The 13,540-nt window shown below is 43.4% G+C and carries 12 protein-coding genes; 5 read left to right on the top strand and 7 right to left on the bottom strand.

From position 1 onward, the window contains the following. Genes argC through G3570_RS10615 form a run of 3 tightly spaced genes read right to left on the bottom strand, consistent with a single transcriptional unit; the run spans position 1 to position 2,822 of the window. A complete protein-coding gene (gene argC, locus G3570_RS10625; protein ID WP_165142098.1) occupies positions 1-978 on the bottom strand; it encodes an N-acetyl-gamma-glutamyl-phosphate reductase in 978 nt (325 codons plus the stop codon). Continuing rightward, positions 971-2,176 carry an argininosuccinate synthase gene (locus G3570_RS10620; RefSeq protein ID WP_165142096.1) on the bottom strand — a complete coding sequence of 402 codons (1,206 nt, stop codon included), beginning with the start codon at positions 2,174-2,176 and terminating at the stop codon, positions 971-973. The genes argC and G3570_RS10620 overlap by 8 nt, the downstream gene beginning before the upstream one ends. A 1-nt stretch (position 2,177) precedes the next feature. After that, complete coding sequence (locus G3570_RS10615) at positions 2,178-2,822, bottom strand: GNAT family N-acetyltransferase (protein WP_165142094.1); 645 nt, start codon at positions 2,820-2,822, stop codon at positions 2,178-2,180. A gap of 109 nt (positions 2,823-2,931) precedes the next feature. On the opposite strand from G3570_RS10615, the gene G3570_RS16500 reads away from it, so the two are divergent. After that, the gene (locus G3570_RS16500; protein WP_282958236.1) at positions 2,932-3,054 is read left to right on the top strand and encodes a hypothetical protein; all 123 of its coding nucleotides are present in this window, start codon (positions 2,932-2,934) and stop codon (positions 3,052-3,054) included. Positions 3,055-3,228: 174 nt separating this feature from the next. Continuing rightward, complete coding sequence (locus G3570_RS10610; RefSeq protein WP_165142092.1) at positions 3,229-5,145, top strand: RecQ family ATP-dependent DNA helicase; 1,917 nt, start codon at positions 3,229-3,231, stop codon at positions 5,143-5,145. A 60-nt stretch (positions 5,146-5,205) separates the two neighbouring features. Here the strand turns inward: G3570_RS10610 and G3570_RS10605 are convergent, their stop codons facing one another. Further along, a complete protein-coding gene (locus G3570_RS10605) occupies positions 5,206-5,571 on the bottom strand; it encodes a DUF4296 domain-containing protein (RefSeq protein ID WP_165142090.1) in 366 nt (121 codons plus the stop codon). Positions 5,572-5,574: 3 nt separating this feature from the next. Next, positions 5,575-6,294 (bottom strand): SDR family oxidoreductase, encoded by a 720-nt coding sequence (locus tag G3570_RS10600; protein WP_165142088.1) that lies wholly within the window; start codon positions 6,292-6,294, stop codon positions 5,575-5,577. A 59-nt stretch (positions 6,295-6,353) separates the two neighbouring features. Here G3570_RS10600 and G3570_RS10595 point away from each other — a divergent pair, with 59 nt between their 5' ends. Next, the gene (locus tag G3570_RS10595) at positions 6,354-7,106 is read left to right on the top strand and encodes a type III pantothenate kinase (protein WP_165142086.1); all 753 of its coding nucleotides are present in this window, start codon (positions 6,354-6,356) and stop codon (positions 7,104-7,106) included. Positions 7,107-7,329: 223 nt separating this feature from the next. On the opposite strand, the gene udk is transcribed toward G3570_RS10595, so the two are convergent. Both udk and G3570_RS16555 read right to left on the bottom strand, forming a co-directional pair. Continuing rightward, positions 7,330-7,947 carry a uridine kinase gene (gene udk, locus G3570_RS10590; protein ID WP_165142084.1) on the bottom strand — a complete coding sequence of 206 codons (618 nt, stop codon included), beginning with the start codon at positions 7,945-7,947 and terminating at the stop codon, positions 7,330-7,332. 8 nt (positions 7,948-7,955) lie between these two features. Then, positions 7,956-9,230, bottom strand: a complete 1,275-nt coding sequence (locus G3570_RS16555; protein WP_346267268.1) for an N-acetylmuramoyl-L-alanine amidase family protein — start codon at positions 9,228-9,230, stop codon at positions 7,956-7,958. Between the two features lie 235 nt (positions 9,231-9,465). Between G3570_RS16555 and G3570_RS10580 the strand changes: the two genes are divergently transcribed. Both G3570_RS10580 and G3570_RS10575 read left to right on the top strand, forming a co-directional pair. Then, positions 9,466-12,468, top strand: a complete 3,003-nt coding sequence (locus tag G3570_RS10580) for a hypothetical protein (protein ID WP_165142082.1) — start codon at positions 9,466-9,468, stop codon at positions 12,466-12,468. Positions 12,469-12,477: 9 nt separating this feature from the next. Next, positions 12,478-13,482, top strand: a complete 1,005-nt coding sequence (locus G3570_RS10575) for a mechanosensitive ion channel family protein (protein ID WP_165142080.1) — start codon at positions 12,478-12,480, stop codon at positions 13,480-13,482. Positions 13,483-13,540: the final 58 nt, after the last annotated feature.

Below are 13,540 nucleotides of genomic sequence, written 5' to 3'. Positions count from 1 at the left end.
TTAGAATCGGTTAGTTTTAAGTTGTATGCCGGATGCCTCATCCAGCCCGAAGATCAGATTCATATTTTGCACAGCCTGCCCGGAAGCGCCTTTTAGCAGGTTGTCAATTATCGAAGTGATTAGAAGTTTGTTTCCGTGCTTTTCGAGTTTGAGTATGCACTTGTTACTGCCCACAGCCTGCTTGAGTTCGACCTCATTCGTGGTGACATGGGTAAAAGGAGCATCAAGGTAATAATCACGGTATAAGTCGACTGCCTTTTCGATGGTGAGATCGCAATGACAATAGGCCGTTGTAAATATGCCCCGTGTAAAATTACCCCGCATGGGTATGAAGTTGATTGAACTGCTGAACGAAGGCTGAAGCCCGGTCAGGCTCTGTTCGATTTCATCAAGATGCTGGTGTTGAAAAGCTTTGTAGTGGGATATATTGGCATGCCTCCAGCTGAAGTGAGTGGTTTCAGAAAGAGATTTTCCGGCCCCGGTTGATCCGGTGATGCCATGAACATGAACGTCGCTTTTTAGTAGTTTTTCGCTTGCCAGCGGAAGCAGAGCTAGCTGTATGGCAGTGGCATAGCATCCCGGATTTGCAATGCTACCCGCCTTTTTAATGGCATTCGAATGTAATTCAGGAAGACCATAGACAAATGATCTTTGTTCAAATGACGATGACTCACTGAGCCTGAAATCACGACTCAGATCTATAACTGTGACATCTTTAGGTATGGAGTGTTCATTCAGAAAATTTCTGGACTGTCCATGACCGGTACAAAGAAATAACACGTCGATATCTTTCTCCAGCGAACTGCTGAAATGAAGGTTTGTATCACCAATCAGGTCCGGGTGAGCTTCAGTGGCGGGACTTCCACTCATACTAGAGCTGAAAATAAATTTTATTTCTACTTTAGGATGGAAAAGCAACAGTCTGATTAATTCACCTGCCGCATAGCCGCTTCCACCAACTATTCCTGCTTTAATCATGGTTGTTATGGACTGTGTTATATATTTTCATTTGATTGGACAATATGGTGGCAAAGCCTTTGGCATCTTCTCCGCTCCACGACTTGTTGAGTTCCCCATAGTCTCCAAAACCGGAATTCATGAGGTCATTATCTGACTCAATACCGTTTATTTGAAATCGATAGGGGCTTAAGGTTAGGTGCACTTTTCCCGAAACATTACGCTGCATCTGTTCCATAAAGGTTTCGATATCCCTCATAAGCGGTTCCAGATACTGTCCTTCATGCAGCAACATCCCATACCATTCAGCCAGTTGGCCCTTCCAGTACTGTTGCCATTTGCTCAATACATGTTTTTCCAGGGTGTGATGTGCCTTGATGAGAATCAGTGCTGCGGAAGCTTCAAAGCCTACCCGGCCTTTTATGCCAATAATAGTATCCCCGACGTGAATATCTCTTCCGATTGCATACTGATCGGCCAACGATGTGAGTGTTTGTATAGCAGAAACAGGGACCATATGTGACCCATCAAGTCCCTTTATCTCACCCTCCTCAAATTCCAGGGTTACATCCAAAGGTTGCTTCTTGCTGAGGCTATTGGGCCATGCCGTTTCCGGCAGGGGCAGGTGTGAAGTCAGGGTTTCCGCCCCGCCTACGCTGGTTCCCCAAAGTCCTTTGTTGATGGAATATTTAGCATCATCCCATTCCAGTTTTATACCATGCTTTGATAAATATTCCATTTCTTGCTCCCGGGAAAGTGTCTGATCCCTGATGGGAGATAATATTTCTGCTTCAGGCGCCAGAATTTGGAATACCATATCAAAACGAATCTGGTCATTGCCTGCACCCGTGCTTCCGTGAGCGACATAATCGGCATCTATTTGATTGGCATAGTTTGCAATCTCCATAGCCTGGAAAGCCCTTTCAGCACTCACTGAGAGAGGATAGGTATCGTTTTTTAATACATTACCGAAGATTAGGTACTTGACTGATTTTTGATAAAAATCCTCAACCAGGTCAAAAGTTTTGTGGGAAGCTGCTCCAAGTTTAAGAGCTTTTTCCTTCAACATCTTCAGTTCACTTTTTTCAAAACCTCCGGTATTTACCAGGGCGGTATGAACCTCCAGCTCTTGTTCATGCTTTAGGTAGGCTACACAATACGAAGTGTCGAGGCCCCCGCTGTAGGCCAGAACTACTTTCTGTTTATTTATGTCAGTCATTTTAAATAAGGTTAAAAAGGTGTTCGGTTTTGCGTTTGATTTTCGCTTTCTGCAGCTTCATGAAGCGCTTAAATTGAATCCATCGATCTTTTTTTGATTGAAGCTCTTCCTGCTTGCCCGGTTCGTATAGCATCCCGGTGCACAGGCAGTGGACTTTATCCGTTCTGTTTAGAATGTCATAGTTGGGACAGCTGCTGCAGCCTTTCCAGAACGCTTCTTCTTGGGTCAGCTCAGAAAAGGTGACAGGTTTGTATCCCAGGTCGGAGTTGATTTTCATGACGGCAAGACTGGTGGTAATCCCAAAAATTTTTGCTTCCGGGTATTTTTTCCTCGAGAGTTTAAAAATTTTTTCTTTGATACCTTTTGCTATACCCTGCTTTCTATAATCTGGTGCTACAATGAGTCCTGAATTGGCTATGTATTTGCCATGGCTCCAGTCTTCTATGTAACAGAAACCGGCGAAGCAGTCGTTATGGGTATCAATAGCTATGACAGCTTTTCCCTCAGCAATTTTTTGCCTGATATAATCCGGTGCACGTTTGGCAATTCCAGTGCCCCTTACTTTGGCTGCCTGTTCCATGATATTGCAGATTGTCTCCGCGTAACGTTCATGACCGGGGTCGGCTACAGTTATGTTAATAGACATTGTATGGTCGTTATAAAGAGTAGACGGATAAGGTTATCCGATGTGGTAGAGTGAAAAGTCGATAAATGTTGGAAATGCAGGGTTAGACTCCCTGCAAAGGAAGGATGTTATGAGCCCGGAAGGGCCCGGCGGAGGCGGGAAATACGAACTACACGACGGCCATCAGCGACAGTGGCATCACCGGAAATCTGGGCGTTATGTAGTAATTTTTGTGCCATTAATCGAACACTAAACTAACAAAATTTAAAACAATTGCAAGTTGGTCACGAAATAGGGGCAATATTTTAAATTATTTAAAGATTAATACGAGCAAAGAAAGTTCATAAAAATAGGCTTTGATTTATTAGTTTCACCCTTTGAAGAACCGGTTTTAATTTCAGAAAAAATACTTTGATATCTCAGTTTGATGTTTGATAAAGCACTGCAAAACCTCCAAAAATACTGGGGATATGAATCTTTCCGGGAAGGGCAGGATGATGCTATACGATCCGTTCTTTCAGGCGAAGATACAGTAGTACTTTTCCCTACCGGAGGTGGCAAGTCGATTTGTTACCAGGTGCCTGCTACTGTTTTTAAGGGGATGACCCTTGTAATATCTCCCCTGGTGGCTTTGATGCAGGATCAGGTACAACAACTTAAAGACCGTAAAATTTCCGCCACTTTTATCAACAGTACACTCTCTTCATGGGAAATCGAGCAGCGACTGGTGAATGCACGCAATGGAATGTATAAATTGCTCTACTGCTCACCCGAGCGACTCAAAACCAGCCTTTGGGAAGCCGAGTTGCCGAAGTTGGATATTGACCTTGTTGCAATTGATGAAGCACACTGTATATCGGAGTGGGGACATGATTTTCGTCCAAGCTATAGGGAAATCCGCGAATCGCTCGAGACTCTGGATGATTCCACCTCATGGATGGCTCTTACCGCTACGGCAACTCCCGAAGTTCGCAAAGATATCATAGATAATCTCGGCTTTGAGGATGCCAACGTAATTTCCAAGGGGTATGATCGGCCTAATCTGTATTGGTGGGTGGTGCCGGCTGAAAAGAAGCGTGAAAAGCTATTAAATGCTGTAAGAAAAGGATCTGAACATGGAGCCGGACTTATTTACGGTGGAACTCGCCGAAACTGTGAAGAATTGGCTGAAATAATTACCGATAAACTGGGTATCAACACCAAAGCCTATCACGCGGGTGTGGAACAGGAGAAGCGTATAAAGATTCAGGAGCAGTGGATAGCCGGAGACCTTCCACTGGTTGCGGCCACCAATGCATTCGGAATGGGCATCGACAAGTCCGACTGCCGATATGTAATACATTACCAGATGCCTTATTCGTTGGAAGCCTATTACCAGGAGGCCGGCAGGGCGGGGCGTGACGGAGTTAAGAGTTTCCCCATTCTGCTCTATAAACCTTCGGATTCAGCTATAGCTGAGAAGCGATTGAAAGATTCCTATCCCGAACAGGAACAGCTTCAGAAAGTATATGATGCTCTCTGCGATACCTTTAACCTGGCCGTAAATACCGGGATGGAAGAGGCCGAACAGGTTTCAATACCGGCGCTACAAAAACGTGCCAATCTGCCTTTTAAAATCGTGAAATCATCCCTGAAAGTTCTCAATCAATTGGGCGTTATTCAGCTGATCGATTATATCGTACCGCAGATAGGCGTCCGCTTTATTGCTGCCGAAGATTACGTGAGAAATAAAATTGATACCCTGGAAAATAATCAGAAAGCTGATTTCCTGGATACCCTTTACCGGCAGTTTGGCCCTGAATCATTCAATGGGATGATTTACCTGGATGTTGATTACCTAAAGCGAAAGCTTAATCAAACGGAAAATGCCATAGTCAAGGGGCTCCAGGTGCTTCAGGCTCACGACCAGATACTCAATTATGAAACACTGGGAGAACTGCCGCTGGTTCGATTGATCGAAGAGCGCCAGCGAAACCTTCCGTTTGGAAGAACCCAGCTTGAAAAGCACCGAAACAGTCTGCTAAAGAAGCTGGACTATATGGGGAGATACATACAAACAGACCTTTGCAGGGAAGTTTTTATACGTAATTATTTCGGTGAGGAGAATGTCTCCGATTGCGGGCACTGTGATAATTGCCTTGATGATATGGGTAAGACTGAAAAAGGTCTGAATAAAAGTGATATTCAGCAACTTACGGATATACTTAAAAACGGATCAAGGTCCATGCAGGAATTGCATAAGCTTACCGGCAACAGTAAAGAGCAGTTGAAACAGGCACTATCCTATCTCATAAGAGAAGAAAAAGTGACATCCAAGGCAGACAAGTACGAGTGGAAAGCTTGAGAGGCGCTTACTCAATTGAGGAGAGTAAAGCAGTGAACTTTGGAGACTAGAAATTTTAAGCTAGCGGTTGGCGTTCTGTTCCCACGGTCTTGTTGAGTCACTCTGCACCTGGTCCATGCGCAGCTGTTCGATGGCCCTATCGATACGCTCTTTTTGCTGAACATACTGTTGCTGGTAGTACTGGTGACTCTTCCGGAATTCTTCGCGAGTCACATTGTATTTATTGAATATCTCAGTTTGTAGAGAATCAATTGTTGCTGAATCGGAGGGTACGGTACGGATATATGAGCGAAACAACTGCAGTTCTACCATCAGGTCGATATACTTCTCTTCGCCGATAACCGCAGAAGGGGAGCTGTTTTGATTGCATCCGGCGAACCAGAAAACAACAAATACAAATATAACGCTAAGTATTGTTCTGCTCATTGATCAGCTTTCGGGCGGTTTGGGATTCAGCGGTCTCATGGTAATCTCATTGATTAGGAAGTTATCGGAGGTTTCCAGTACGTTGATCAGCAGTTTAGAAACATCCTCGGGCTGCATCATATTGGGATGGGTTTCCATTCCCTGCGCATTTTCAAAAAACTTTGTCGCAATGGAACCGGGATAGAAACAGGTTACCTTAATTCCGTCATACCTAAGCTCTTTAAAAAGTGATTCGCTGAAACCTCGCACACCGAATTTTGAAGCATTATATCCTGACATCTGTGGGTTTCCAATCTTGCCTGCTATGGAAGCGATATTCACGATATGGCATACATCCTCATTTTTTTTCATAAGAGGAACCACCTGCCGGGTCATGTAAAAAAAACCATTCAGATTGGTATTGATCATAGTATCCCAATCTTTAAGAGGCAATTCATCGACATCACCGAACAGACCAAGCCCCGCATTATTGATAAGAATGTCGGGCAATTTGTCTTCATCAAAAGTGATATCCACCCATTTTTTGATCGCTTCGTGATCGGTGATGTCGAGCACAACCGGAATGAAATTTTTTCCAAGTTCGGTTTGTATGCTCTTTAACTTATCTTCGCTTCGGGCCAGACCGTATACCGTAGCTCCTTTATCTACAAGGTCTTTACTGAATCTTGAACCTATTCCGCTGCTTGCTCCGGTGACAATGGCAATTTTAGATGACAGCTGCATAAATAATTTTAATTTTTGAAATGTGTATGTTAAAGTAATCCATATCTATCAGCAAACATATGAATGATATCATTCCTCCTAAAGATACCATACTCTATTTGGATATAGGCAATTCGTCCATCAAGGCTGCCTATAAAGAGGACCTGAACTGGACCCGTCCCGACTCCTTCAAGATAAGAAATGCTTCTGAACTTGTAGAGTGGATAAACCGCCATCATATGGATTTTGGAATGGTAGTCATAGTAAGCGTGGTCAATGATACTACGCAGGCTATTGTGGATCGTCTGGAGATAAACAAGGTGCGGGTTCTGACTGTAGAGGACATACCATCTGATCTTCTGGACTATAAAACACCGGATACTTTGGGCATCGATCGATTTTTTGCCTGCTATGGAGCAGTGGCACAAACCAGTAAACCCGTGGTTGTGATAGATGCGGGAACAGCCTGCACCGTCGATTACATGTCTGGAGATTTTGTCTTTCGTGGAGGCGTTATTATGCCGGGCATCGGAATTTTGGAAAAAGCATTGAGAGACTATGCCCCCAATCTTCCGGCCGTTTTACGAACCATTCCGGAAGAGTGGCCGGGCAAATCTACAAAGACTTCTTTACGTTGGGGGTTATACGGATCGTTTTCTGACAGTATTCAGGGAGCACTGGAGAAACACGAAGAGCGTTTTGACGGCTTTGAAATCTTTATCACAGGTGGTTCAGCAGAGTGGCTCAGTTCCATTTTACCGGGTGAACCCAAGGTAAGACCCATGCTTATCTTTGAAGGCATACAATACTTTCTGGAAGACCATTTTAAGTGAACAGTGAACAGTGTGTCAGTGAACAATTAACAATTGACAATTAATTGCCTCGTCAATCGCTCTGCGGTTAAAGTGCGCCGGTTGCTCTGCATCCTTTTCTTCATTCAATTGTGTTAATTAATACCTAAGATTTGATTTCTGTTCTTAAAACCGACAATCTCTCCTGACTCCTGACTCCTGACTCCTGACTCCTGACACACTGTTCACTGGTAACTGTAAATTGTCATCTGCTAAGCTCTTCCTGAATACGGGCCGCAACCATTTGCAGGGCAACTTCATTTTGTCCCCCTCGGGGAATGATGATATCAGCGTAGCGTTTACTGGGTTCCACAAATTCCAGGTGCATGGGACGGACGTATTCTTCGTACTGTTCCAAGACATTTTGCAATTCGCGATCTCTTTCCAGGATATCTCTCCTTATTCTCCGCAAAAGTCGAATATCATCATCGGTATCCACATACAATTTGATATCCATCTGTTTACGGAGTCCCTTTTCACTGAAAATCAATATTCCGTCTACCAGGATCACCTTTTTGGGGTAGACTTCCCGTGACTCTTCTTTTCTGACGTGTTTTGAAAAATCGTAGATAGGTACTTCCACATGATACCCTTCCTTCAATGCTTCAATATGACGGATCATCAATTCGGTTTCCAGGGAAGAGGGATGGTCAAAATTTTGTTTGCTTCGTTCTTCGAAAGGAAGGTGTTTCAGGTCACGGTAGTAAGAATCATGCTGCAGCAGCACGATGTTTTCTTTACCGATGGTGTCTATGATATGCCTTACAACTGTTGTTTTACCGGACCCGCTGCCGCCGGCTACGCCAATAATAAGTGGTTCCAAATGCTCGCTTAATTGGTGTTAAAGTGCTGACTCTTCTCGTATTCTTCCTTGTAGTTTCTGATGGCTCGGAAAATGGCAGAGGCGATGATACTTTGCCCGTAATCACTGGAAAGGAATCGCTGCTCACTCGGATTGCTTAGAAAGCCTGTTTCAACCAGTATGGCGGGCATGGAAGCCTGGTAAAGTACCACGAGACGTCCCTGTTTTACCCCGCGTGATTTCCGCTGGGCACGGTCTGAAAACTGATTTTCCACCATCCCGGCCAGTTTTTCACTGGTAGCGATATAACCGCTGTTTTGCAGCTCATAAACCAGAAGCTCTTCAGGGGAAAGTACTTTGTCCGGATCAAAACCGTCTCCGTTAATCACATTATTCTCCCGTTTCATAACCTCCAGTGCCGACTTGCTCTTCTCAAGTCCAAGGAAATAGGTCTCGGTGCCATGTGGATATTTGTTGTGAAACTTGTTGGCGTGGATAGACACAAACAAATCTCCCTCTGCCTTGTTGGCAATCGGACCTCTTTCTTCTAAATCAATGAAGGTGTCGTCATCACGGGTATAGACTACCTTAACTTCCGGTAGGTATTCATTGATATAACCGCCAACCTTTTTAGCAATGTTCAGTACAATATCTTTCTCTTGCACACCTTTGTAACCGATAGCTCCAACATCCTTCCCACCGTGTCCGGGATCAATCACTACCACATCGAATTTCATTTTATTCTTAACCCGGTCATAGGTGTTATCGGTATAATCGCGGCTGCTCACGTTCTGTATGTTCCGGTTAGTCTCAACCAGCATATCGCTGCTATCGTTAGAGAGGCGAGGCCAAATGACGGGGTCGAGTCCCTCCGTCAGATAAGCGATATCTTCGCGTTCTGCATAGGTTAGAGCCAGAAGCAAGTCTTCGCTGCCACCATCGTGGTAACTTCTTGCTTTATAAAAAGTGCTGTCGGGCAGGTAAATATCGACGCCTATACCGAATGGTATCTGATAGAAACTAATGTCATCAAAAACACTGTTTGAGCCTACAAAGTCTATGTCGGTGGTATCTACGTTCTCACCGTAAAGAGTCATCTGTATGAGGTCAGTAGTGGGCTGGAATACCCGGAAAGAATCTGCCTCTTCGGTTAGATGATAGCGAATGACATATCCTTTGCCATCACTGCGTTCTGCAGCAGATACTCGGCTCAGGCTATTTTGTTGAGAATAACCTGAAATACTGAAAAGCATGCACATGGCAAAAGCAAGCCATGCTTTGGGCATGAATAAATTGTCAGTCACAGTCTTCGTTTTGATATATTGCTGAACCTTCACGATTATGGGGCGCTTATCAGTTCTTAATGGCAATAATAAGCAGGAAACACATTTATTGAAATTAAATAATATTTAGATAAGAATAAAAACAGATATAATTTACACATTATAATGATTAAACACTGTCATTTATTAAATGAGATAGTATGTATGTTATATCTGTGTGTACTGAATACATCAAGTTATTTTAGCCGGGTTTTACATGAGTGAGAAAAAAAGAATGCGTGACCTTAAGTCTGCATTAAATGATCTGATCGATCAGAAGCTTGCAGAAGCAGTAAGGGAAAAGCGTAGCCAATATTTGGAAGAAGTAATTGAACTACTTCAAAGGCTTCAAACACGTCTCCAAGTCACGGATGATCAGAGCAAGGTTCTGGAAGTTATGACCGATACCCTCCAGAATATTAGAGGTATCATCGAAGAGCATAAGGAGACAACAATTGCTGATGTTTATTTGACAGCAGTCAAAAAGCACACTTTTGAACTCGAAAAAGATATTTCTGTAAGCCAAAGTGAAAGTCGTTTTAAAAAACTTGAGCAGGATGCGGCAAATGTCCGCTTCATAAAATCTTTGAAGAGGACTGCAAGATCATTGGGATCGATCTCACGTGATTTTTCCAATATATTAAGGAAGTTGCTTAATAAACCTACCCGCGCTTATGAACCCTGGCGGCAGCAAATACCCTATCAACACGTAACCGAGTATCACCTGTATAAGGCGGATGAACTCTTAAAGAGACGTGTTGATGGTGATTATCGTCATGTTACTGACATAATTTTAGAGCTGGAAAACTATCTTGCTGAAAACTACTATGAGAGCGATATATCCGGGGGAGAACCGGAAGTAGTTCCGGCACCGTCTTTTGATGAAAGAGTAAATGAGTTGTTACAGGGCACAAAGAAGTATCGTAATGATCTGGATCGGCAAGTGGAGGAGGATTTTGATACTATACGGGAAAATCTCCTTCATTATCTGGAACGTGTCGGTACGATGGAACGAAGATCCGGGTTCTATCAAGAGTCAAGAGTTGAGAAAAGAGCCTCCCGGTTTAGAGATGTACTGGATAATGCACTGGAGGAGTGGAATGAGGCCAATCTACAGCTTTTGGATAAAACAGAAACGGTTAAAGAGTTTGTAGGTTTTCAAAAGGAATTGGATGAGCAAGGTATGGATTTTATCGACAGTCTTGCCACCTTTTTCGACTCCTATTTAAAAAAACCGATCAAATCTTTACAGAATGACCTACAGGGAATACAAAGCAGCATACAGACTTACCGGGATAAGCAAAATAAAGAGGCGGCACTTCAACTGATAGACGACAGTAAAAAGCTGATGGCTAAACTGGTCAGTGAGACCAAGGATCCTCTGAACGAGCTCATTGAAAAAACACAGCTCTCAAACCAGGCGAATCTATTTTCTGAGCGTGTACTGATGAAGGCAAATTCAATATCAGAACACGTTCTATTTTTATACGATCTCGATACGGATAATAATCCACCGGATTTTAACTTCCGGATGATCACGTGGCGTCTGCTGCTTGTACGCAGCCTGAAAGAGCATATGTTAAACAGACTTCAACCGTCGCAGCAGCACTACGAAGATTTTATGGTACAAGTTGCCGGTGACCTGGCTGAGGTACAGGAGGTAATTGAGGTGAATTTTGACTCAGCGCTTGAGCTATTTGAGAATGCTGACGGGGATAATGATCCGTACAGCATTGTAATTGAAGCGGTGGAGCGAACTATCACCAAACTGGATAACACCGCAGAAACGGTTCAAAACAAGCAGGAACAGCTGAAACTGGTGGTGATCGATGGGTGCCGGGAGTTTTCTAACAAAATGCTGAATCTGGTTCACAATGGTGACTCCAAAGAGTTACAGCTGCTGGATGCCAAATACAAGGTTAAGCAGAAAGCGCATGGATGGCAGACCAAGGCAGGGGCACGTTGGGCCCGTATCCAGGATTCGTTTGCTGTTTTCCGACGTTTTATCGGGAAAAAAGTCAAAGCCTATCTTTCAGTGGCTCGACGCTTTCTTGGGTTCGAGGAACAGCAAGCAGAACAGGTCTTAAAGACGGATGTGGCTACCTACCTGTCCAATACCGATGAAAAAATAAAGGAACTGCCCTACATTTATCGCCGGCTTTTTAATTTTGACATGGAAACCGACCGCCGATTTTATGTAACTCTGAATGAGAATTTCAGTTACCTGCAGAAAGCATTTGAAAGCTGGGAAAACAACTATCCTTCTACTTTCGCAGTGATTGGTGAAAAGGGAAGCGGTAAATCGACCTATCTTAGCTATGCACTGGACGATTTTTTCAAGCAACGGGAGGTCAAGGATATTCACCTAGTCGGTGCTATTTCCAGTGAAGTTGAATTCATCAAATTGATGGAGAGGGAGCTGGATCTGGAAAATGTAGATTCCATTGAAGGTATTATTGAGGCTATTCGCAATGAAAAAAAGAAGAAGGTCATTGTACTGGAAGCCCTTCAAAATCTATACCTGAGAAATATAAACGGGTATGCAGCTTTGGAAAGCCTTCTTTATGTAATTTCTGAAACCAAGGAAAGCATCTTTTGGATAGTCAGCAGTTCACTTTATGCATGGAATTTTATGGATAAGGTAGTCTCAATCAGTGAATATTTTTCACACATGATGCGAACTGACAAACTGGATGCCCGTCAGATTGAATCAGTTATCTTGAGTCGACACCGTTCGAGCGGTTATGAACTTTATTTCGAACCCGGTGAGCTTCAAAGTAAAAGCCGGGCTTACCGAAAAATTATGGACCAGGAAGAGGAGGCAAGGAAATATTTAAAGGATGCTTACTTTGAGGATCTGACCAATTTATCCGAAGGAAATGCATCCATAGCCATGATTTTCTGGATCCGATCTATTCGTGACTTCGACGAGACCCATTTTTATATAAAGCCGCTGGAGGTCACCTCCGTAGAAATGATACAGGATCTGAGACCGGATGTGTTGTTTACTCTTGCTTCCATCATATTACACGATACTCTTACACCTTCCGAGCTGTCAAAAGTACTTTTGTTTACGGAGCAGGAGAGCAGGCTCATGTTGGTAAGGCTTAAAACGAGGGGACTGCTACGACAGGACGGGGATCGTTATTTCGTAAACCAGTTAATGTATCGCCAAATTGTACGCGTTCTTAAGGAACGCAATATCATACACTTAGTATAGGAGCATGTTATGAGTTACCGAAACTTTTCACATTTAATATTCTTTCTGGTCTTTCTATTACAAGTACCGGTATTGAGTACAGCCCAGAATGATACAGATACTCTTGATGCATCAGCTGCACAGGAAGAGATGGTTCAAAATTCAGACACGGTTGCACAGAACAACCTGTCCGAATCCGGGGGAGAGAATGCAGAGGCCGAAGGCACCGGCTCAGAATCCAGGCTGGAAGAAATAAAGGAGCTGATCTCTTTTAATGTGATCTTTCTCACCCTGTTTATTCTGGCCATTACTTACTTTCTCAATAAATTTGTCGTTCGGATACTGGATAATATCTCTGAGAAATCGGCGCGATACCGGCTCTTTACAAAACGACTGGTCCCCATCGCGCGAATTACGATCTGGTCTTTTTCACTGTATATTATCATTGCCGGTATTATCGACCCGCCTTTTGAAACGGTACTCACAGTTACTGCTTCTATAGGTATTGCTGTAGGTTTTGCTTCACAGGATATCCTTAAAAATGTATTTGGTGGATTTATCATCATTCTGGATCGGCCTTTTCAGGTTGGTGATAAAATTCAGGTAGGGGAATATTATGGGGAGGTTCTACAGATCGGACTGAGATCTTGCCGAATCGTTACTCCTGACGATTCCGTCGTTACCATACCGAATGGTGAGCTGATGAATAAAGCGGTTTCAAATGCCAATTCCAGTGCGCTCGACTGTCAGGTTGTGGCAGAAATTTATCTGCCGGCTGATATTGATGTGGAATTGGTTAAACGTATTGCCTACAAGGCTGCAATTTCATCGCGATATGCCTACCTTCAGAAACCGGTTATTGTAATTGCGAAGAATGAAATTCATCAGAAGAATTATGTCGTCAAACTCCGGGTAAAAGCCTATGTTCTGGACATACGCTATGAATTTCCATTTCAGAGTGATATGACAGAACTAATTTTGTCGGAACTCAACAAAAGAAAACTGGTCCCGGGTCATTTGCCGCAGGCTTCTTGAAGATGAAATTGATTTTTTACAGATATTGTCCGACCGTACGATTTATCGGATATTTAAA

This window comes from Halalkalibaculum roseum (genome assembly GCF_011059145.1).
GTDB classification, from domain to species: Bacteria; Bacteroidota; Rhodothermia; order Balneolales; family Balneolaceae; genus Halalkalibaculum; species Halalkalibaculum roseum.
The sequence above is the reverse complement of the archived record's forward strand: the minus strand, read 5'-3'. Positions and strand labels throughout refer to the sequence as shown.

Bases quoted from the DNA above. Each gene is read 5' to 3' on its own strand.
- argC (WP_165142098.1), bottom strand. From the start codon at position 978: ATGATTAAAGCAGGAATAGTTGGTGGAAGCGGCTATGCGGCAGGTGAA.
- G3570_RS10620 (WP_165142096.1), bottom strand. From the start codon at position 2,176: ATGACTGACATAAATAAACAGAAAGTAGTTCTGGCCTACAGCGGGGGC.
- G3570_RS10615 (WP_165142094.1), bottom strand. From the start codon at position 2,822: ATGTCTATTAACATAACTGTAGCCGACCCCGGTCATGAACGTTACGCG.
- G3570_RS16500 (WP_282958236.1), top strand. From the start codon at position 2,932: ATGAGCCCGGAAGGGCCCGGCGGAGGCGGGAAATACGAACTACACGAC.
- G3570_RS10610 (WP_165142092.1), top strand. From the start codon at position 3,229: ATGTTTGATAAAGCACTGCAAAACCTCCAAAAATACTGGGGATATGAA.
- G3570_RS10605 (WP_165142090.1), bottom strand. From the start codon at position 5,571: ATGAGCAGAACAATACTTAGCGTTATATTTGTATTTGTTGTTTTCTGG.
- G3570_RS10600 (WP_165142088.1), bottom strand. From the start codon at position 6,294: ATGCAGCTGTCATCTAAAATTGCCATTGTCACCGGAGCAAGCAGCGGA.
- G3570_RS10595 (WP_165142086.1), top strand. From the start codon at position 6,354: ATGAATGATATCATTCCTCCTAAAGATACCATACTCTATTTGGATATA.
- G3570_RS10580 (WP_165142082.1), top strand. From the start codon at position 9,466: ATGAGTGAGAAAAAAAGAATGCGTGACCTTAAGTCTGCATTAAATGAT.
- G3570_RS10575 (WP_165142080.1), top strand. From the start codon at position 12,478: ATGAGTTACCGAAACTTTTCACATTTAATATTCTTTCTGGTCTTTCTA.